The organism is Pararobbsia alpina, from assembly GCF_902859895.1.
In the GTDB taxonomy this organism is placed as follows: Bacteria; Pseudomonadota; Gammaproteobacteria; order Burkholderiales; family Burkholderiaceae; genus Pararobbsia; species Pararobbsia alpina.
Genome location: NZ_CADIKM010000002.1, coordinates 188,928 through 209,011, shown reverse-complemented (window position 1 = coordinate 209,011; position 20,084 = coordinate 188,928). Strand labels below are relative to the sequence as shown.

At 60.4% G+C, this 20,084-nt stretch carries 12 protein-coding genes and 1 pseudogene; 7 read left to right on the top strand and 6 right to left on the bottom strand.

What is annotated here, in order from left to right; all coding sequences use genetic code 11:
* Nucleotides 1-157 precede the first annotated feature (157 nt).
* Nucleotides 158-2,404: a primosomal protein N' gene (locus tag HV670_RS03050; RefSeq protein ID WP_175103164.1), complete on the top strand. Its 2,247-nt coding sequence runs from the start codon at nucleotides 158-160 to the stop codon at nucleotides 2,402-2,404.
* Between the two features lie 88 nt (nucleotides 2,405-2,492).
* On the opposite strand, the gene HV670_RS03045 is transcribed toward HV670_RS03050, so the two are convergent.
* Nucleotides 2,493-2,696, bottom strand: a complete 204-nt coding sequence (locus HV670_RS03045; RefSeq protein WP_175103163.1) for a hypothetical protein — start codon at nucleotides 2,694-2,696, stop codon at nucleotides 2,493-2,495.
* 263 nt (nucleotides 2,697-2,959) lie between these two features.
* Between HV670_RS03045 and putA the strand changes: the two genes are divergently transcribed.
* The 5 genes from putA (at nucleotide 2,960) to HV670_RS03020 (ending at nucleotide 12,572) form a co-directional block, all read left to right on the top strand.
* Complete coding sequence (putA, locus tag HV670_RS03040; protein ID WP_175103162.1) at nucleotides 2,960-6,949, top strand: trifunctional transcriptional regulator/proline dehydrogenase/L-glutamate gamma-semialdehyde dehydrogenase; 3,990 nt, start codon at nucleotides 2,960-2,962, stop codon at nucleotides 6,947-6,949.
* A gap of 90 nt (nucleotides 6,950-7,039) precedes the next feature.
* Nucleotides 7,040-8,185: a branched-chain amino acid ABC transporter substrate-binding protein gene (locus HV670_RS03035; protein WP_175103161.1), complete on the top strand. Its 1,146-nt coding sequence runs from the start codon at nucleotides 7,040-7,042 to the stop codon at nucleotides 8,183-8,185.
* A 223-nt stretch (nucleotides 8,186-8,408) separates the two neighbouring features.
* On the top strand, nucleotides 8,409-10,082 hold the full coding sequence (locus HV670_RS03030) for a hypothetical protein (protein ID WP_175103160.1): 1,674 nt from the start codon (nucleotides 8,409-8,411) through the stop codon (nucleotides 10,080-10,082).
* Nucleotides 10,083-10,160: 78 nt separating this feature from the next.
* Nucleotides 10,161-11,861, top strand: a complete 1,701-nt coding sequence (locus tag HV670_RS03025; RefSeq protein WP_175103159.1) for a methyltransferase domain-containing protein — start codon at nucleotides 10,161-10,163, stop codon at nucleotides 11,859-11,861.
* Between the two features lie 147 nt (nucleotides 11,862-12,008).
* Nucleotides 12,009-12,572 carry a GNAT family N-acetyltransferase gene (locus HV670_RS03020; protein ID WP_175103158.1) on the top strand — a complete coding sequence of 188 codons (564 nt, stop codon included), beginning with the start codon at nucleotides 12,009-12,011 and terminating at the stop codon, nucleotides 12,570-12,572.
* A gap of 152 nt (nucleotides 12,573-12,724) precedes the next feature.
* On the opposite strand, the gene HV670_RS03015 is transcribed toward HV670_RS03020, so the two are convergent.
* The 3 genes from HV670_RS03015 to HV670_RS03005 all read right to left on the bottom strand — a co-directional run bounded on the left by HV670_RS03015 (nucleotide 12,725) and on the right by HV670_RS03005 (nucleotide 15,824).
* Nucleotides 12,725-13,435 carry a WbqC family protein gene (locus HV670_RS03015; RefSeq protein WP_175103157.1) on the bottom strand — a complete coding sequence of 237 codons (711 nt, stop codon included), beginning with the start codon at nucleotides 13,433-13,435 and terminating at the stop codon, nucleotides 12,725-12,727.
* Nucleotides 13,425-14,555: a DegT/DnrJ/EryC1/StrS family aminotransferase gene (locus HV670_RS03010; protein ID WP_175103156.1), complete on the bottom strand. Its 1,131-nt coding sequence runs from the start codon at nucleotides 14,553-14,555 to the stop codon at nucleotides 13,425-13,427. Before HV670_RS03010 ends, HV670_RS03015 begins: the two co-directional genes overlap by 11 nt.
* A gap of 228 nt (nucleotides 14,556-14,783) precedes the next feature.
* Nucleotides 14,784-15,824: a glycosyltransferase family 4 protein gene (locus HV670_RS03005; RefSeq protein ID WP_175103155.1), complete on the bottom strand. Its 1,041-nt coding sequence runs from the start codon at nucleotides 15,822-15,824 to the stop codon at nucleotides 14,784-14,786.
* Between the two features lie 271 nt (nucleotides 15,825-16,095).
* On the opposite strand from HV670_RS03005, the gene HV670_RS03000 reads away from it, so the two are divergent.
* Nucleotides 16,096-16,881 (top strand): SDR family oxidoreductase, encoded by a 786-nt coding sequence (locus HV670_RS03000; RefSeq protein WP_175103154.1) that lies wholly within the window; start codon nucleotides 16,096-16,098, stop codon nucleotides 16,879-16,881.
* Between the two features lie 190 nt (nucleotides 16,882-17,071).
* Here HV670_RS03000 and HV670_RS02995 read toward each other — a convergent pair whose 3' ends face one another.
* Together HV670_RS02995 and cysC are read right to left on the bottom strand one after the other, a co-directional pair.
* Nucleotides 17,072-18,982, bottom strand: coding sequence for a sulfotransferase (locus tag HV670_RS02995; RefSeq protein WP_175103153.1), 1,911 nt, complete (start codon nucleotides 18,980-18,982; stop codon nucleotides 17,072-17,074).
* Nucleotides 18,983-19,294: 312 nt separating this feature from the next.
* Nucleotides 19,295-19,927 (bottom strand): annotated as a pseudogene (cysC, locus tag HV670_RS02990) (adenylyl-sulfate kinase); the annotation flags it as partial.
* Between the last annotated feature and the right edge of the window lie 157 nt (nucleotides 19,928-20,084).

Genomic DNA, 20,084 nt, shown 5'->3' with positions numbered 1-20,084 from the left:
TCCAGCTTTTCAACAGAGTTATCCACAGCCTCTGCGAGCCTGCACAAAACCCGTGGCGAATCCAAAGCTTAGCGTTGAAGCTGATGTTTCACTTTAAGTTCAGAGCTTGCTTTTCGGCCAGGCATGCGTTTTTTGGCACGTCGGCTGGAGCAAGGCTGTGAACCCACCGCCGATCGTCCGAGTCGCGCTCGACCATCCGCTCGCGTCGCTCTACGACTATCGGTGGCAAGGTGAGGCGCCACCGGAGGTCGGGCGTCTGGTCAGCGTGCCGTTCGGCAAGCGCAGTGTGGTCGGGCTCGTGTTCGAGATTGCGACACAGACCGAGGTGAGCGATGGGCGTTTGCGCGATGTGGAAATCGCGTGCGCGTCGATGCCCCCGTTGTCGCGTGCCTGGTGTGAGCTGATTGCGTTTGCCGCCTCCTATTACCAGCGCGCACTGGGTGAAGTCGCCATGCCGGCCTTGCCGACACCCCTGAGGGAACCTGAGCGCTGGGAGCGGCTGTTCGCGCGCGAGCGGCGTTACCGGTTGACCCAGGCTGGCGACGAGGCGCTCCCGGAAGCGCTGCCGACACGCGCGGCCGCCTTGCGACGGCTCGCGCAGGGGCTTCGTGCTCCGGCCGGTCTCGGGCCGGCGCAGGCGAGGGCTTTGCACCCGAAGGCCATCGCCACGCTCGATGAATGGCAGGCGAACGGCTGGGCGGAGAGGCTCAGTGACGAGGGCGGTGTACCTGGCTCGTTCGGTGCCTCGGGTGCCGCTGACGTACCTGTTCCCGCGGCGACTCCGGACCAGCTCGCCGCGCTCGCCGAGATCGAGGGGGCAGCGGGCTTCAAGCCCTTCCTGCTGTATGGCGTGACCGGCAGCGGCAAGACCGAGGTCTACCTTCGCGCGCTCGCGCGTCTGCTCGAGCGTGAGCCCGATGCGCAGGCACTCGTGTTGGTACCTGAAATCAACTTGACGCCGCAGTTCGAACGAACCTTTCGCACCCGCTTCGGGACATTGCCGGCCGATTCGATCGTCAGCCTGCACAGCGGCCTTGCCGAAGGCGAGCGCACGCGCAACTGGCTTGCCGCTCACACCGGCCGTGCGAGGATTCTGCTGGGTACACGGCTCGCGGTGCTCGCCTCGCTGCCGCGGCTTGCGCTGATCGTGGTCGACGAAGAGCACGATCCGGCTTACAAGCAGCAGGAGGGTTTGCGCTATTCCGCACGCGATCTCGCCATCTGGCGGGCCAAGCAGCTCGACATTCCGATCATGCTCGGATCGGCGACGCCTTCGCTCGAAAGCTGGCAACAGGCCGAACACGGGCGCTACCGTCGGCTGACCCTTGCGACACGGGCGGTGCCCGATGCCGTATTGCCCGCCATCCGCCTGATCGATCAGGACGCCGAGAAACGCGGTGGCGTCGCAACGGTCGAGGGCATGTCGGCGACGCTGATCGCCGCGCTGCGCGCGCGGCTCGAGCGCGGCGAGCAAAGCCTGGTCTTCGTCAACCGGCGTGGCTACGCACCGGTGCTGGCCTGCGACGCATGCGGCTGGCTCGCGGGCTGCCCGCGCTGCAGTGCCTACACGGTGCTCCACAAGGTCGATCGGACGCTGCGCTGTCATCACTGCGGCTGGGAATCGCGGATCCCGCGTGCCTGTCCCGAGTGCGGCAATATCGACCTGGCACCGCTCGGGCGCGGCACCCAACGTGTCGAAGAGGCGCTTGCGGGCGTGGTGCCCGGTGCGCGCGTGCTGCGCATCGATGCCGACAGCACGCGCCGCAAGGGCAGTGCGGAAGCGCTGTTCGACAATGTCCACGCGGGCGATGTCGACATCCTGATCGGCACACAGATGATCGCCAAGGGGCATGACTTCCAACGTGTGACGCTGGTTGGCGTGCTGAACGCCGATGCCGCGCTGTTCTCGCACGACTTCCGCGCGAGCGAGCGGCTGTTCGCTCAGCTCATGCAGGTGAGCGGCCGGGCAGGGCGCGCCGGGCTGCCCGGCGAGGTGATGATCCAGACGCGCTATGCGGGCCATGCGCTCTATGGCGCGCTGGTCCGCCATGACTATCCGGGCTTTGCGCGCGCGGCGCTCGGGGAACGGCGCGAGGCCCGCCTGCCGCCGTTCGCATTCCAGGCTTTGCTGCGCGCCGACGGCCGTACACTCGAAGCGGCGCTTGCCTTTCTCGACCAGGCCGCGGCGGCGCTCGACGGCCTGCCAGGCGCCGATCAGGTAACGCGCTACGACGCGGTGCCGCTGACGATCGTCAAGGTCATGAACGTCCACCGCGCGCAACTCTTGCTCGAGAGCGGCTCGCGCGCGGCGCTGCAGGCCACGTTGCGCGCTTGGCAGCCGTTGCTGCGGGAATTGAAGGGTGTGCTCAGGTGGTCGGTCGAGGTCGACCCGCTCGATATCTGACGCAGCGGTATTGAAGTCAGGAGGGACACGACCTGGCCCCTCGAATCAATCCTGCGTCAATTCAGAAGACGAGATTCCGGGAACGGAATCAATGCGCCGAACGCGGCCGCGAGCTTCGCGAAGCATGCAAGGCCGGCCGCGAGCCCGGCGCCATCGGGCGCGTATCGAACCCCGCGGCTGCGTCGTCGAGTTCCGCGGCGCGGGCATTGACGATGGAGGCACCGCGCATGAACAACAGGGCGCCGCATGCGCAGACCAGCCAGATACCGCCGCAGACTATCCAGTTCGTCATCCCCATCGCCCGCTCCGTCGTTCATGTGATCTTTGTTGAGAGGATCACGTCGTCGACTGAAATCGGTCACATGTCCGCCATGGACGCATTAACGGCAAAGTTTGCAGAGTGTATTACTAGGGAAAACACCTAGATTGGCACGTTTGACGGTAGGTGCAACCCCCTATACGGAATGGGTTGCACCTCGGGGGTGGCAAGCGTACGATCCGTGCGACCCTGGCATTTTTTGCCGGCATTCCGTCGGCCCCCGGAAGTATCGAAACATGGCAAGCACTACCCTCGGCGTCAAAGTCGACGAGCCGCTGCGCGCGCGCCTGCGCGATGCGGCGCAACGTATCGAGCGCACGCCGCACTGGCTCATCAAGCAGGCGATCTTCGCTTACCTCGAAAAAATCGAGGGCGGCCAGTTGCCGCCCGAACTCAGTGGCGTGGCGATGACGCCCACCGCGAGCGATGGTTATGGCGGCGTCACGATGAACGCACAGGCACTTGAAGAAGTGCCGCACCCTTTCCTTGAATTCGCGCAGGGCGTGCAACCTCAATCCGTGCTGCGCGCCGCGATCACCGCGGCCTATCGCCGTCCCGAGCAGGAGTGCCTGCCGTTGCTGATCGAACAGGCGCGTTTGCCCGCGCCGCAGGCCGAGGCGGCCCGCAAGCTTGCGAAGGCGTTGGTCACTGCGTTGCGCGGCAAGCGCACGGGTGGAGGTGTCGAAGGACTGATCCACGAATTTTCCTTGTCGAGCCAGGAAGGCGTCGCACTGATGTGCCTCGCCGAGGCGCTGCTGCGGATTCCCGATCGCGCGACGCGCGATGCGCTGATCCGCGACAAGATCAGCAAGGGCGACTGGAAGTCGCATGTCGGCCATGCGCCGTCGATGTTCGTCAATGCCGCGACCTGGGGTTTGATGATCACGGGCAAGCTTGTCACGACCAATAGCGAGACGGGCCTGTCATCCGCCCTGACGCGTCTGATCGGCCGCGGGGGCGAACCGCTGATCCGTAAGGGCGTCGACATGGCGATGCGTCTGATGGGCGAACAGTTCGTCACGGGCGAGACGATTTCAGAGGCGCTTGCCAATAGCCGCAAGTTCGAGGCGCGGGGCTTCCGCTACTCGTATGACATGCTCGGTGAGGCGGCAACCACGGAGGCCGACGCGCAACGTTACTACGCGTCGTACGAGCAGGCGATCCATTCGATCGGCAAGGCGGCCGGTGGCCGCGGAATCTACGAGGGGCCGGGCATCTCGATCAAGCTCTCCGCGCTGCACGCGCGCTACTCGCGCGCGCAGCAGGATCGCGTGATGAGCGAGGTGCTGCCGCGCGTGCGCTCGCTCGCCGTGCTTGCGCGTGGCTACGACATCGGCCTGAACATCGATGCGGAGGAAGCGGACCGCCTCGAGATCTCGCTCGATCTGCTTGAAGCGCTGTGCTTCGACCCGGAGCTCGCGGGATGGAACGGCATCGGCTTCGTCGTGCAGGGTTACCAGAAGCGCTGCCCCTTCGTGATCGATTATTTGATCGATCTCGCGCGCCGCAGTCGCCATCGCCTGATGATCCGCCTCGTCAAGGGCGCCTACTGGGACACCGAAATCAAGCGCGCCCAGGTCGACGGGCTCGAAGGATATCCGGTTTACACGCGCAAGATCTACACCGACGTCTCCTACCTCGCCTGCGCGAAGAAGCTGCTCGGCGCACCCGATGCCATCTATCCGCAATTCGCGACGCACAATGCGCATACGCTCTCGGCGATCTACCAGCTCGCGGGGCAGAACTACTATCCGGGGCAGTACGAGTTCCAGTGCCTGCACGGCATGGGTGAGCCCCTGTACGAGGAAGTCACGGGCCGTGGCAAGCTGAACCGCCCGTGCCGGATCTATGCGCCGGTGGGCACGCACGAGACCTTGCTTGCCTACCTCGTGCGCCGCCTGCTCGAGAACGGTGCGAACACGTCGTTCGTCAACCGGATCGCCGACGAGAACGTCGACCTCGATGCACTCGTGGCCGACCCCGTGGATGAAGCCTCGACGATTGTTCCGCTCGGCGCGCCGCACCCGAAGATCCCGCTGCCGCGCCAGCTCTACGGCGACGAGCGTGCGAATTCGATGGGTCTCGATCTCTCGAACGAACATCGTCTCGCCTCGCTGTCCTCCGCCTTGCTGGCGAGCGCGAACCAGCGCTGGCACGCGGCGCCGATGCTCGTCGAGGCAGACGAGGCCGGCAATGCGGCCGCGCGCGAAGTGCGCAACCCGGCCGACCTGCGCGATATCGTCGGCTTGAGCGTCGATGCAAGCGATGCCCAGATTGCCACCGCGCTCTCGAACGCCGTCGGTGCCGCACCGATCTGGGCATCGACGCCGGTCGGTGCGCGCGCTGACTGTCTCGACCGTGCCGCCGATCTGCTCGAAGCCAGCATGCCGTCGTTGATGGGTCTGATTGTGCGTGAAGCCGGCAAATCGCTCGCGAACGCGATCAGCGAAGTGCGCGAGGCGACCGATTTCCTGCGCTACTACGCGGCGCAGATTCGTACCGACTTCAAGAACGACACCCATCGTCCGCTCGGCCCGATCGTCTGTATCAGCCCGTGGAATTTCCCGCTGGCGATCTTCATGGGCCAGATGGCGGCTGCGCTCGCGGCCGGCAATCCCGTGCTCGCCAAGCCCGCTGAACAGACGCCGCTGATCGCCGCGCAGGCGGTGCGCATCCTGCGCGAGGCGGGGGTGCCGCTCGGTGCCGTCCAGCTCGTGCCGGGCGATGGTGCGACCGTCGGCGCGACGCTCGTGGCCGATGCGCGTACGCGCGGCGTGATGTTCACGGGCTCGACCGAGGTTGCACGGCTGATCGCGAAGTCGTTGGCCGAACGCCTCGACGCCGACGGCAAGCCTATCCCGCTGATCGCGGAAACCGGCGGCCAAAACGCGATGATCGTCGACTCGTCGGCACTCGCCGAACAGGTCGTCTTCGATGTCCTGCAGTCGGCCTTCGACTCGGCGGGTCAACGCTGCTCGGCGCTGCGCGTGCTCTGCGTGCAGGACGATGTCGCGCCGCGCTTGCTGACCATGCTCAAGGGTGCGATGGACGAGCTGTCGATCGGCAATCCCGATCGTCTCTCGACCGATGTCGGCCCCGTCATCGACGCGGAAGCGAAGCGCAATATCGACTCGCATATCGAGGTGATGCGCGCGAAGGGCCGCACAGTTCATCAATTGCCGCTCGGCGATGCTGCGCGCTACGGTACTTTCGTGCCACCGACGCTGATCGAACTCGATTCGCTGGCCGAGCTGCAGCGCGAAGTGTTCGGGCCGGTGTTACACGTACTGCGCTTCAAGCGCACCCGGATGAAGGCCTTGCTCGACAGCATCAAGGCGACCGGCTATGGTCTCACGCTCGGCATTCACACACGGATTGACGAGACCATTGCGCTCGTGACCGAGCATGCGCATGTCGGCAATATCTATGTGAACCGCAATGTGATCGGCGCGGTTGTCGGTGTGCAGCCGTTCGGCGGCGAGGGGCTTTCGGGTACCGGCCCCAAGGCGGGCGGACCGCTTTACCTCACGCGTCTGCTCGCGACACGTCCGGCCGGCTTGCCGCCCTCGCTGGCCGGTGGGCTCTCGATTGACGGTGGCGCGACGGACCCTGCGCTCGTGTCTGCTCGTCCCCACGCCGACCCAAGCAGTGCGGGCGCTGACAATGCGATCGCCGCCTTGCGCAGCTATCGCGACTGGCTCTATGCGCAGCACGACAAGCGCAATGTCGCGCGTTGCGATCCGCACCTGCTCAAGCCGCTTGCGGGTGCGACCGCGATCCTGCCGGGCCCGACTGGCGAGCGCAATACGTACTCGCTGCGGCCGCGTGGCACCGTGCTGTGCGTCGCGTCGACGCTCGGCGGTGCGCGCGCGCAAGTTGTCGCCGCGCTCGCGACGGGCAACCGTGCCTTGCTGACGCCGGGCATCGGCGGCCAGCTGGTGGGCGCACTGCCCGCGGCGCTCAAGGACTTCGTGCGAGTCGAGAAGGACGAGCAAAGCGCCATCTATGACGCGGTGCTGTTCGAAGGCGACAGCGACGAGCTGCATGCGCTGATCCGGCGGGTCGCCGACCGCGCAGGTCCGATCGTCAACGTCCAGGGCGTAGCAGCCGGGGCGCTCGACAATGGGCAGGACGACTACGCACTCGAGCGCCTGCTCAGCGAGCGGTCGGTCAGCGTGAATACTGCCGCGGCCGGCGGCAATGCAAGTTTGATGACGATCGGCTGATATCCGAGGCGATCGCATCAATGAGGGCCGGTCTTGCTACCACAAGGCCGTTCCGCTTTACCACACCAGGGACACAGGAAGGAGCAGTGAATGAAACTCACGACGAAACAAAGCATGGTGGCGGTATTCGCCTACGTCGCGGTAGCCGCTACGGCCAGCGCGCAGACGGTCGAGGATGTGAAGGTCGGCTTTGCCGCCCCGCTGACCGGAGCCCAGGCGCACTACGGTGAAGACTTCCTGAACGGCGTCACGCTGGCGGTCGAAAACTTCAACGCGACCAAGCCGGTGATCGATGGCAAGCAAGTGCGCATCGTACTGGACAAGGCTGACGACCAGGCTGACCCGCGTGTCGGTACGACCGTCGCACAGAAACTCGTGGACGATGGCATAAAGGGCATGATTGGCCACTTCAACTCGGGCACGACGATTCCCGCCTCGCGCATCTATGCAGCGGCAGGTATTCCGCAGGTCTCGATGGCGACCGCCCCCGAGTACACGCAGCAGGGCTACAAGACCACCTTCCGCATGATGACCTCCGACACCCAGCAGGGCTCGGTGGTCGGCAGCTATGCGGTCAAGGGGCTCGGCTTCAAGACGGTCGCGATCATCGACGACCGCACGGCCTACGGCCAGGGTTTGGCCGATCAGTTCGAGAAGGCGGCCAAGGCGGCTGGCGCGACCATCGTCGATCGTGAATACACGAACGACAAGGCGATCGACTTCAAGGCTGTGCTGACCAAGATCAAGGCGAAGAATCCGGATGGCGTGTTCTACGGCGGTGCCGATGCGCAGGCTGCGCCGATGGCCAAGCAGATGCGCGAACTCAACATCAAGTCGACCCTGATGGGCGGCGAGATGGTCAAGTCCGACACCTTCCTGAAGATCGCCGGCCCGGCCGCCGATGGCGTGGTGGCTTCGCTCGCGGGCCTGCCGATGGACAATATGCCGGGCGGCAAGAAGTATCTCGAGGAATACAAGAAACGCTTCAACGCCGATCCGCAGACGTATTCGCCGTACGGGTATGACGGCGCGATGGCGTTGTTCATGGCGATGAAGGCCGCGAACTCGACGGACCCGGCAAAGTACCTGCCGTTCCTTGCGAAGACGAGCATGCCGGCGGTCACGTCTTCGGACCTGGGCTATGACGCGAAGGGTGATCTCAAGAACGGCGGGATCACGGTGTACAAGGTCGTCGATGGGAAGTGGACGACGTTGCAGACGGTCGGCGGGAAGTAAGCGAGCCGATGTTTCACACGGGTGGCGGCGCTCGTCGTCCGCCCGTGCCGCACTTCAAATCTTCAAACTAGGCAGGATTCCGGTATCAGTTCGGAGTCTCACCCGTTGCGGTTCTCCCCGATACTCCGAAACCATAGAGACGTGCGCCCTGGTGCGCCTGACGACAGGCGTGCAACGTGCCGCGATCGAACAATGGCAGCGTGAAAACGGAACGGGCAGTCCCATGAAAGCGAATATTTTCCAGATCTTCTACGACGAACGGACGCGCAATCAGGTCGACCCGGGTTTCATACCGTTGGACAACATCGAGAATCCGCGCGCGGACTGGCGAGAATACTGGGCGATTCGCGAGTTTTTTCTGAACAACACGCTCAACAGCGACGAGCTGTATGGGTTCCTGTCGCCTAGCTTTGGCGCGAAGACCGGACTTTCGGGGCGGGACGTCCAACACCATATCGATAGCCATCCGGGTCATGACATCTATACGTTCTCGCCGTTCATTCAAGACTCGGCGTGCTACCTGAACGTGTTCGAACAGGCCAACATGTTCCATCCGGGGCACGTCGAGGTCGCGCACGATTACCTGAAGGAGATCGGCGTCGATGTTGACCTGGAGACGCTCGTGATGGACTTCCGCACGACCGTCTACTGCAATTACTTCGTCGCGAAGCCATCGTTCTGGCAGACGTGGTTCGCACTGACCGAGAAGCTCTTCGACATTTGCGAGAAGAACGACACGACCCTTGCGAGTCATCTCAACTCGCTGACGATCTACCGTCTGCCAGTCGGCATGAAGGTGTTCCTCACCGAACGCATCGCGTCGCTGGTGCTCGCGCTTTCGCCCGACCTCAAGGTGTGCCCGTTCGACGTACGTAGGATGCCGCTCTCGCACCCGAGTTTCGCCCCGTTCTGGGAACAGATGGTGATGCTCGACACTCTCAAGGCAAGTTATCTGAGGAATGGCGACAAGAGCCTGCTAGGGGGCTTCTTCGCGCTGCGCGGCGCAATTCTGAAAGCTGTCATGGGCGAGGGCGCGGCCGCCACCAAAGACGGTTTCATCCAGACGCCGCGCCGTGTGGCGCCCGAGTTGTTGTATGTGTGTCTAGCCGACAAGCCACTGCGATTCAAATATCCCTCTTTCGTTTCGACCGTTCACATCGGTAACCAGCAGGCGGCCGGCAGGGTCAACACGCGCGATCTGGCGCCCGAATGGGAACCGTACCAGGCGCAACTCGGCTCGCTCGCGGGCTGCTTTGCGCTTAAGGGCTATCTCGTTAAGACCCGGCTCCAGGTTCGCCGCATCGGTCTGTGCACGCCGAGCGAATTCGTGACGAATCACGCGATCGGCGGCCGAGTCGGTGCCGGCCATGCTCACCTGCTCGAGCCCGCGATGCTCGACGCCGCCGTGCTGGACGATGCGATGGAGCCGGGCACGCGCGACTTTGTGTTTGGCGATGCGCTTTCGTCCCAGAGGCCGGCAGGCAACGGTCCGTGGATTGACCAGTGCGCAGATGCGTACTTTACCGAAGACTTACTGCGCTTCACTGCCGAGGCCGTCGAGCAGCGCGTATTGAATAAGGGTGAGGTCATGCCGTTTTTTGCCGAGGAGCGCTTCGTTCCAGGCGGCATAGGCATGGGCGTGTTCCTGACTGATTTCTGGGTTCGCGCGATCACCTCGATCGAAACAGTCGTGCGCGGTTGCCTGCAGCGGTACGGGCAAAGAATCGACAGCGCTCGCATGCACAACTGGGTGCTTTGCGCGGAACGGCTCGGCAGCTATCTGCTGCTCAATCACCTCACGAATGCCTATGAGCACATCGACTGGCGGGCGAAGTTCACCGGCCAGTCGAACGAGGTCCTGCAACCGGTCCTCACTGAGTTCGTGCTGCCGTTGTAAATTCAGAGGCCAACCAAGGTGTGTTAGGCACTCTAACCGCTTAGGCTTTCCAGCAGCGAAATAGATGAAGAGACTTAGATGGCTACCGTCAGCATTTTGATTCCGGCGTTCAAGTCGGAGTACATTTCGAAAACCCTGTCCACCGCGACGTATCAGACATTCGAGGATATTGAGATCCTCGTTGGTGACGATACTCGAAACGGTGATCTCAGGGATATCGTCGGTCAGTTCAAGGATCCTCGGATCAAGTACTTCCATCACGGATTCCAAGATGGCATCAAGAATTGTCGCCAACTGTGGCTCAATTCGACAGGCCAGTACGTCAAATGGCTGTACGACGATGACGTCCTGATGCCGACCTCCGTCGAGGCACTCGTTGCGGCATTGCGCGCGCATCCGAATTCAGCGCTGGCTTTTCATGGACGCGTGTTTATCGATCACAACGAGACGGTTACGTTCATGCCGCCGCCGCTATTGCCAGAAGGGCAGATGGCGCTCGTCGATCGGCCTTTTCTCGTCACCCATCTGATAGGCAAGCTGAAGAATTTTGTGGGTGAGCCGAGCAATACACTACTAAATAAGAGTCTGCTCGACCTTGACCATATCCATCGCTACAGGTCAGGGGAACTGCAGTTCCTCGTCGATGTGGCTATGTATCTGTACGCCTCCGAACGTGCGCCGATTGTCGCTGTGGGAGGATATCTCAGTGGTTTCAGGCAGCACTCTGGTCAAAACTCCAACGCGGCAGCACCCGCGTTTAGCGCAGGCCTGTTCGAATGGGAGTTGTTCATTCGTGGTGAGGCTTCCGCCGGCAATCTCTCGGGTGCCGCGTTGATGGCGGCCAAACACAATTTGAGCCAGATGTATGCGCACAACGGCGCATCGCTCCCGGAGATTCAGCGACTTCAGAGCCATTTGGACGAAATTGGTCGGTGTCCCGAGACGGAGCTCTTCGCATCACCGCGATTTCAATCCGACATGAATGATGCAAGGGCCGCGGTCAAGGCGAGAGTCGCAGCGAAGCTGCGGCCGCCAGCGGACCAGCAACCGTTTTGTCCGGTGTGTGAGCGGCACGTTGCACAATGGTTGCCTCATCCGCATTGGCAAATGCCGTTCCATTTCCTGACACAGGTCGAAGGTGTCGGTTCGATCCTCGACAAGCATATTTGCCCGAGTTGCCGATGCAACGATCGCGACAGGCACGTATGGCTGTATCTCACGCGCGCAGGTCTCGTGCAAGACCTAACCGGCAAGCGAGTGCTGCATATCGCGCCAGAAACTGCGCTGGAGCCTCGACTCAGGGCACTGAATCCGCTCGAATATATTGGCGGTGACCTCTTCCCCCGGGTACCTGCTCACCGGAAAGTCAACGTGGAAACACTTGACTTCCCGAATGATTATTTCGACCTGATCATCTGCAATCATGTGCTTGAGCATGTTGGATCGCCCGAGACCGCGCTCGCTGAATTTCACCGTTGCCTGGTGCCGGGTGGTCACCTCGTCGCACAGACTCCTTACGCTCCTAAGCTCAGGTGGACGATGGAGTTGATCGGCACGATACCGACGCCGTTTGCGGTCGAATATTTCGGTCAAGACGATCATGTCAGATTGTTTGGCGCCGACATCGTGGACTATTTTCATGCTGCGGGGCTGAAAGGCGACCTGCTATCACACGAAAGCATGCTGGGCGACTTCCATCCCGATGTGTACGGCTGCAACGGGAAAGAGCCGTTCTTCCTGTTCGCCAAAGAACCCTTGACGACGGTGCTTGTCGGCTGAGCCTCGCAGGTTGGCTACGTGGAAGACCACGCTCGATCTGACCAAGGCTGAAGTGTCTCTTTTCATCTTTGGTCCTGGTCCGAGCCGGTTCTTCGCACGCCGCTCAACTTGACCACTCGAACACCTGAGACTTTTCGCGGGCCAAATATGCATGTCCAACTTCGTGAGATTAACGGTGATGACATACAGTCTATCAATCGCTGGCGAGCGGACCGTGCGCTCGTCGACCACCTTTGTGGCGCATATCGGTATGTCTCACCCGAAGTCGACCGGCAATGGTTCGCCACTTATCTAGGCGCACGCGCCAACAATGTAAGGCTTGCGATCACTGTGGGCCACAATGAACTCATTGGGGTTGTATATTTGTTGGGCATCGATTGGCTAAACCGATCGGCAGAATTCGCGATCCAAATTGGTTCGGAAAACTGGCGAAGCAAGGGCGTGGGATCGATCGCTACGAAGGCAATTTTGAACCATGCGTTTCATGACCTCAATTTGCATCGAATCTACCTAACCGTCCTGGCTGACAATGAGCGAGCGATACGCCTCTATGCCAAGCTCGGGTTCGTCGACGAGGGCCGCTATCGACAGGCAATATTCAAGAACGGCGCCTATCGCGATATAGTGCAGATGGCGATCTTGCGAGATGAGTTTGTAATGGGCGACCCACCGCACGCCCGTATCGAGTCGTCTCAGCGGCTCCTGGACTAGTGGGAGCGCGCAGACCTTGCACACGAGATCGAGCATCACCCTCTAGCGCTTCGTCGCGTCGGTCGCGTTCGGCCAGTCGACGCCACCGTGGGAATCGCCGAACTGTGCGGGGCAGTTTTCCTAGTGGCGAATGATCGCTTGATAGTGACTGCTCATGACAGTGTTCCACCCTGGAGATGCTCACCGACGGACGCGGCATCATTGTGCATTAGCACATCGATGATCGACAGGCCGGGGATGAATGCGGCGCCGGCGTCGGAATGCGGTTGCAACGCCGGCGTCAGAAACGCCAACTTGAGGCCCTGTTGCTCGAAATGCGTGCGGTCGTACAGTTCGAGGCCACCAATGGAATTGATATACAGGTTGGCATTTTCGCGCAGGCAGATGTCGACAATTCTCGCTTGCGCTTTCAGATCGGCGTTTCCATAGCGCCGCGACGTCGCGACGATGTCGGTCTTCAGGCCGAGGTGATCGCGTAAACAGGTCAGGCCGTGCAGCAGATAATCGGCAAGACTATTCGCAGGGTGATGGACGATGCGTTCGACAAGGGGAAAGACGCGCTGAAACTGCGACGAGCGCGCGTACGCCTGCTGGATCGACTTGACTATCCTGTTGCGCCAGGCGGAGTCGTCGCTCATCGCGATATCGCAGATGAGCTGGTTCTGGCTCGCGTGCTGCAGCGGAACCGTCAGCATGTGCGCCGCGCCGTTGATGTTGATCCGGTTCCTGTTGATCCAGCCGCGGTTGATGAAGTTGACGTCGTCGTATAGGACGAATGCGTTGACTTTCGCCATCAGCTGAAAGTAGCCGAGGTACGGAAAGAAGTACGGCTGCATGATCGCCAGTCTGCGTTCAGCTTGCATGCTGCTTCAGGCCGGCCGTGGCCAACACGATATCGATGATCCGGTCCTGCGTCTGAGCGTCGAGCGCGGGGTAGATCGGCAGGCACAGCACCTGCCGTGAGATTTCGACGGCAACCGGCAGGTTGGAACGCGCGGCGGACTGCAGTCCCCGGTACGTCGGAAACTCACTGATCAGTGGATAGAAATAACGCCGTGCCAAGATATTCTGGGCGCGGAACTCGTCATACAGTGTGTCGCGGGGAATCGGGAACTCCTGCGTGATGCGCACCGGAAAGTACGAGTGGTTGCGGGTGCTGTGCGACGGTATATCGTGCAGCATTAGGCCCCTGACGTTCTGCAGCGCCGCACGGTAGCGCTCGGCAATACGCGCCCTAGACGCGGCGATATGCTCCATGTGCTTTAGTTGCAGCAGCCCGAACGCAGCCTGGACTTCGTTCATCTTGCCGTTGATGCCCGGACCGATCACTGTCACTTCGTCAACAAAGCCGAAGTTTTTCAGGTTGTCGATACGACGCTTCGTCTTCGCGTCCTGGCAGATGATCGCGCCCCCTTCGAAGGTGTTGAAGATCTTCGTGCCGTGAAAGCTCAGCACCGACATGTCACCGAACTCCAGCACCGAGCGCCCATTCTTGCGCACACCGAATGCGTGGGCCGCGTCGTACAGCACGCGCAGGCCGTAGGTATCGGCGATCCGTTCGATGGCCTCGACCTCACATGGATTACCGTACACATGAACCGGAAGGATCGCGGTGGTCTGCGGTGTGATCGCCGCCTCGATCTTCTCCGGATCGAGGTTCATGCTCACCGGATCGATGTCGGCGAAGACGGGCCGGATGCCATTCCAGTGCAGCGCGTGTGTGGTGGCGACGAAACTGAAGGGTGTGGTGATGACCTCGCCGGTGATCTTCATCGCCTGCAAGGCGGTGATGAGAGCGAGCGTGCCATTGGAAAAGAGCGAGATGTGTTCCACGCCGAGGTATTCGCAAAGCGATTGCTCGAGCTGTGCGTGGAACGGCCCCCCGTTGGTCACCAGCTTGCTTTCCCAGATTTTCTCCAGATAGGGGAGAAATTCGTCGAGCGGTGGCAAGTGCGGCTGCGTTACGGGTATGAACGTGTCCATATGGGCCTTTCATCTCAGGGCGGCCTGCCCGTCAGGGAGCGTTGTTGGACCGGGTGCATACCGGCGGCCATTTGCGAAACAGTGTGATGCCTTGGGCTCGTGTCCGATCGATGAATAAGGTGCCCGAAAGACAGCCAATTCCGCTGAATGACCATCGCACCCGTCCACTACTTTCATCTTGGTTTTCAGGGTGCCGGATCCTCGAGTCGTCGCTGGTTGGGGCGGCGTTCAAGCGCGAGTCGTGCGCCGATTCCAGACGCTTTCGATGACTCGCTCGAAAGTAATCTTCCAGTCAGTCTGCCGTTTTTCATCGATGAGCTTCTTGCCGGCCTGGATGAGCTGGCCGCGGACGATCGAATCACCGAGCAGGGTCCTGAAATTGGCCGTCAGCATGGGAATGTTACCCATGGGGTGCATCAGCCCGTGGACGCCGTGCATGATGCCGACATGTCGATAGGTCTCCAGTGATGAGAGACAGACGGGCACGCCGAGCTCGAACGCCTCGAACAGCGAGAGCGGTTGTGATTCACTTTCGCTTGCGAGCACGAAGACGTCTGCGGATGCGAGTTGTTCGAGCGTGTCCTTGGCCGACATCTCGCCCACGAAACGATATCGGTCGGGGTTTTTCTGGGCGAGTGCGACGGCAGACGGCGGGAGCATGTTGTAGTCCTTGCCGATGAACGTGCACTCGATGAGCTTCTTGTCGTGCAGATTCTCCACCGCCATCATGATGTCGGCGATACGCTTGCGCGGCTCGATCGTGCCGATCGCGACGATACGCCGCTTACCGTTGCGGGAGGCCTTGCGTACCGGGCGCTCCCGATAGACGGCTTCACTCCAGAACGGCACGACGCTGACTTCGGTCCGGGTATCGAACAGAAAGGAACGATAGACTTCTCGCTGGAAATCCGTCTGCAGCACGATATGGGCGGCCTTGCGGAATCCGTCGGCGAGTGTCGGATTCTGCATGATCATATGGCGTCCGACCTCGGCTTCATGTAGCCACCAGATGATCGGCAACGAGGTGCCGAAGCGGCCGACGGTTTCGCCCTGCGAGATCGTGTTCGCTATGACAAGTTCAGTATTCGTCGAATTGGTGACGATGGGAATACCGGCTTCCTGGAACCGCAGGCGGATCTCGCCATCACCGTCAACGCGTGGCATGACCGAGACCGTGTGCCCCGCATTCTTGAGGTGGACACCGAGGTTGTAAAGGGCGCTGCTCGCCCCAGTGGTATAGAACTCGTCGTTTAAAAGGAGGATATTCACGTTGGAAATCTGTCGATGCGCTTCGTTGCGATACCATCACGAACTATCGGAATTCGATCACGAATTCCTCAATATGCTACGCAACGAGACTCAATGAGTTGTCCGCATGCGGACAGCGGCCATTTGGCCCGGAGAAGCTCTTGAGTATCAATATTACGGCGTGTGGGTCAGAGCATTCTTCGGAACAGCGGCCGAAATTCTGTTCATTTCATGTACGCTCACCCATTGAGCCGGGGCGTTAGTCGGGGTCGACAGGGGGGCATAGTCGGAAATGGGCGGTAAGGTCATTCTCGTTACGGGTGCTGCGAGACGCATTGGGCGTATCGTCGCCGAATGGTTCGGCGCGCGAGGTTACGACGTCTGCGTGCACTACAAGTCATCGTCACGCGAAGCGCAGGAAGTGGTCGCGGGAATCGTCGCGTGCGGACAGCGGGCGTGCGCATTGCAGGCAGACCTCGCTGTCGCGGCGCAGGCCGATTCGCTGGTCACGCGCGCATTTGAGTATTTCGGCGGGCTGGACGTGCTGGTCAATTGTGCATCAGTGTTTACGCAGGATTCCCTTGCGGATTTCGATGTCGACGCGTTCGATCGCGCCTGGGCGACCAATGGTCGTGCACCGCTCCTATTGACGCGCGCGTTGTACCGCCGTGCGCAATCTGCCGGAACGACGGGCGTCGTCATCAACGTGATCGACCAGAAGGTTCGCGACAATTTCCAGGCGGATCATTTCAGCTATACGGTTGGCAAGGCTGCACTCGGCAATTTGACCAAGATGCTCGCGCTATCGGCCCATCCGATATTGAGAGTCAATGCGATCTATCCGGGGCTGACGCTGCCCAGCGATGATCAGTCAATCGAAGACTTCGAATACGCAAGCCGTCACGCAACACCGCTTGCACGAATTGCCGGTCCGCAAGACCTCGCGCAGGCGATCGAATTGCTGATCGGGTCGGCCTACAACGGCGTGGATTTCACCGTCGACGGCGGGCAACATCTTCGGCGCGTCGATCGCGATGTACTCTATCTGTATCGGGATCAGGCCGGGGCCAGGACATAGCCGCATCGGACAGGCGCTGACCCTCGAGATGAAGGCGCCGCGCACGAATGATCGGCGAAGGGGGCGCATTCGCTCGATGTACAGACCCGAATTCGGGTGCGGCGTCTATCGTCTACCTGCGTGATGCGTCTTGATTCTCACCAACCACGTCGCCTCCCGACTGCATAGTGAGATTTGGTGGCGATTCTATTCAATCGGTGTAGCCAAAATTGTTCAAGCATGTGGTCACTTGCTCGGGGATGACCGAAAAATCATAGTCGGGGTAGCGAGTCCAAGCCCGCGCACTGTCCTTGAAAACGACACTGGACTTCGATACCGCCCATTTGGTCATGGCAGCCGACGAAAAACTGGCGGCGCTTGACTTCCCGAACTGATTGTAGTCAATGTTGGACTGCGGCTCTAACATTGATCTGTCATATTGAACACCGAGAAACTCGCATATTTTTTTTACTTCACTTTCGGTTTGTTCAACAAAATCTTCGTAGCGAACGACGAGAACCTGTTCAGGTTTCAACATGAGCGCACACGAAGAATTGATTTTATTTATCTCGGCGGCCCAACGAAGCAGGTTGTGTTCAATATTTTTGTGCCACCATGGTGTTCTGGAAAACGAGATCGCCACATCGCGGCCATCACGAACCATGTGAATGTATTTCGCACGAGGAAACAATTCAGTCAGGATGTCGATACGCTGACCATACCACGGCGTCTGCTCGATGCAGATCGCCTTCCCGTTTGATTTTGCAATTTCGGCGTAAAACTGGCCCATCAGCTCCTTCAAACTGAGTACCGGATACTTCAAATTCCGAAAGAAGCTTGGGTAATCGAAGTAGTTTTGAAGATTATGTGGGCACCGCTGCTGAACCAGTTGAATAAAAAAATTGGCGTCGGCCCCAAAATGCAATCCAGCTTCAAACACTTCATGCAGCCGCATACCATTGCCCGCATACTGAAACAGAATTTGAATTTCCGGGGGCACGCAGAGTTGAGGATGGGCGTTGAGAATCGAAGCCAACATGGTGGTGCCAGATCGACCTGTGCCGATGATGAATCCATTGAGTTGTGGCCCGCTTGAACGGGTCCGTAGTCTCGGTTCCGGTGTTGCGGAAATGGCGTGGGACTCGCTTACGGCAGGAGCAGGCACCGGCGCTGCCTGCATGCGCGCCTTCACAACGGCTTGCACATTTGCAAGATCTGCCAGAAAGCGCGGCGATTCAAGCAACATTGCCGGGGCGCTTTCGGTCAACTCATCGAGGTTGGCCAGCAACGGTTCGAGCTCCCTGAGATGCAGATTCCCAATTGCATGAGCATAGAGCTGTTTCAGGCGGTCTCTTGCCTCGGCAAGCGCATCGCCAACGAGATGGCCGGTTGCAGCCTCGCCGCGCGTGAGCAATTCCCATTCGTAGAAGCTCGCGCTCATGATCGGGCTTTGCTGGCCGGACTGCTGCGCGGCGTGGCGCCGAAAACGGCTCAGGTAGCCGCGCACTGCCACAAGCGGCGCGCGTTCGGCGAGATTCAACAACATTGCGGCGTCGGTCAAGAACTTGAACTCGTGTGAACGGTATGTCATCACCGACGACATGTCGACTTTGTCCCGCACCAGCATCATGTTGCTAGGCTCTCCAATGAAGTTGCGCATCTTCCCGACCATCTGCTGTGTCAGGAAAGAGCGCTCGAGAAGTCCGACGCCTGCACTCCCGCTGATCAAGGCAGGGGGGGCTTCAGTGACATTGTCGTTGCTGTCGATGAAAACACGATCGTGAAAAGCCAGTGCCGAGTCCGGATGCTTGCGAAGCGCCCCGATCAGCGCTTCGACTGAAGTCGGTAAAAGGAAGTCGTCGTCATACAACCACTTGACGTATTCGCCGTTCGCGCGAACCCATAGTTCGTGTGAATTACGCAGACCGTCCTGAAAGCCATGATGAAAGTAGTGGACGCGCGGGTCGTCGATGGCGGTGACGATGTCGCGAAGCTTGCCATCGACTGTGTCGTCGGCGACGAGTATCTCAATGTCCTTGAAGGTCTGACAACACGCGCTGGACAGGGCTTTCGAGAGGTAATCGGGCTTGAATGCGGGAATGAGAATACTGACTGTAGCCATTGAAGCGGTTCCTGTGTGAAATTTGCCGCCGGCGCATGTATGCGTATGCCGCGCGCGATCGCGCTACGCGGACCTTGCCATGGACAGGGAGCTTAGCGGCGGCTGTGACGCCCCAATCGCGGGAACAAGATGGACTTTAGGGGTCAATTTCTGACCCGGGTCATATCAAATCGCGCGATGGCATTCATTGGGACCGTTATGGCAGGTTGCCATTGACCAGGGTGACGACAACGAGGGCCCTCTCGTCGGGGCATCTGTCCACGACGGTCAGCGCTACGGTGCCTAGGCCACTTCAAGCTAGATGGGTTCTCATCAAACCCACACCCGTCGAAGAACAGACAGCACCTGGAGTGCCGACGCGGATGCATGGCATTGCGTCGTGTCGACGACAATTTCCGGATTCTCCGGTCGCTCGTAGGGCGAATCGATGGCGGTAAAGTTTTTTAGTTCACCTCGCCGCGCTCTCTTGTACAGCCCTTTGGGATCGCGCTCCTCGGCTAACGCCAGCGGCGTGTCAACAAAGATTTCGATGAATTGGCCGGGCGCAAGCAACTCGCGTGCGCGACGCCGCTCGGCGCGGAACGGTGAAATCAGCGATACCAGCACGATCAGGCCGGCATCGACCATCAATTTCGCAACCTCTGCGACGCGCCGGATGTTTTCCGATCGGTCCGCATGCGAGAAGCCGAGATCACTGTTCAGCCCATGCCGCAAATCGTCGCCATCGAGCAGATAAGTCGGTCGTCCGGCAGCGTGCAACTGTTTCTCGACCAGATTGGCAATCGTTGACTTTCCTGCACCGGAAAGGCCGGTGAACCAGAGGACGCATGGCTGGTTGCCGCTTAACGCGGCGCGCGAACGTGCCGTGACCTCAAGTGCCTGCCAGTGAACGTCCGGCGGACGTTGCGGCCCGAGTTGCGTGGCATTCAGGCCCATGATGTCGTCGATTGGTACTTGCATCATCTAGAATATTCTACGGTTTTCCAGGCTGTGCTTAAGACCCATCTCAATTGCGATGCGGATCCCACTCACTTGAGTTTGAGATATTATGCGCGGTCGAATATATCGCTGAAATGTCGAACAGCGATGTAAAACCGTTCTT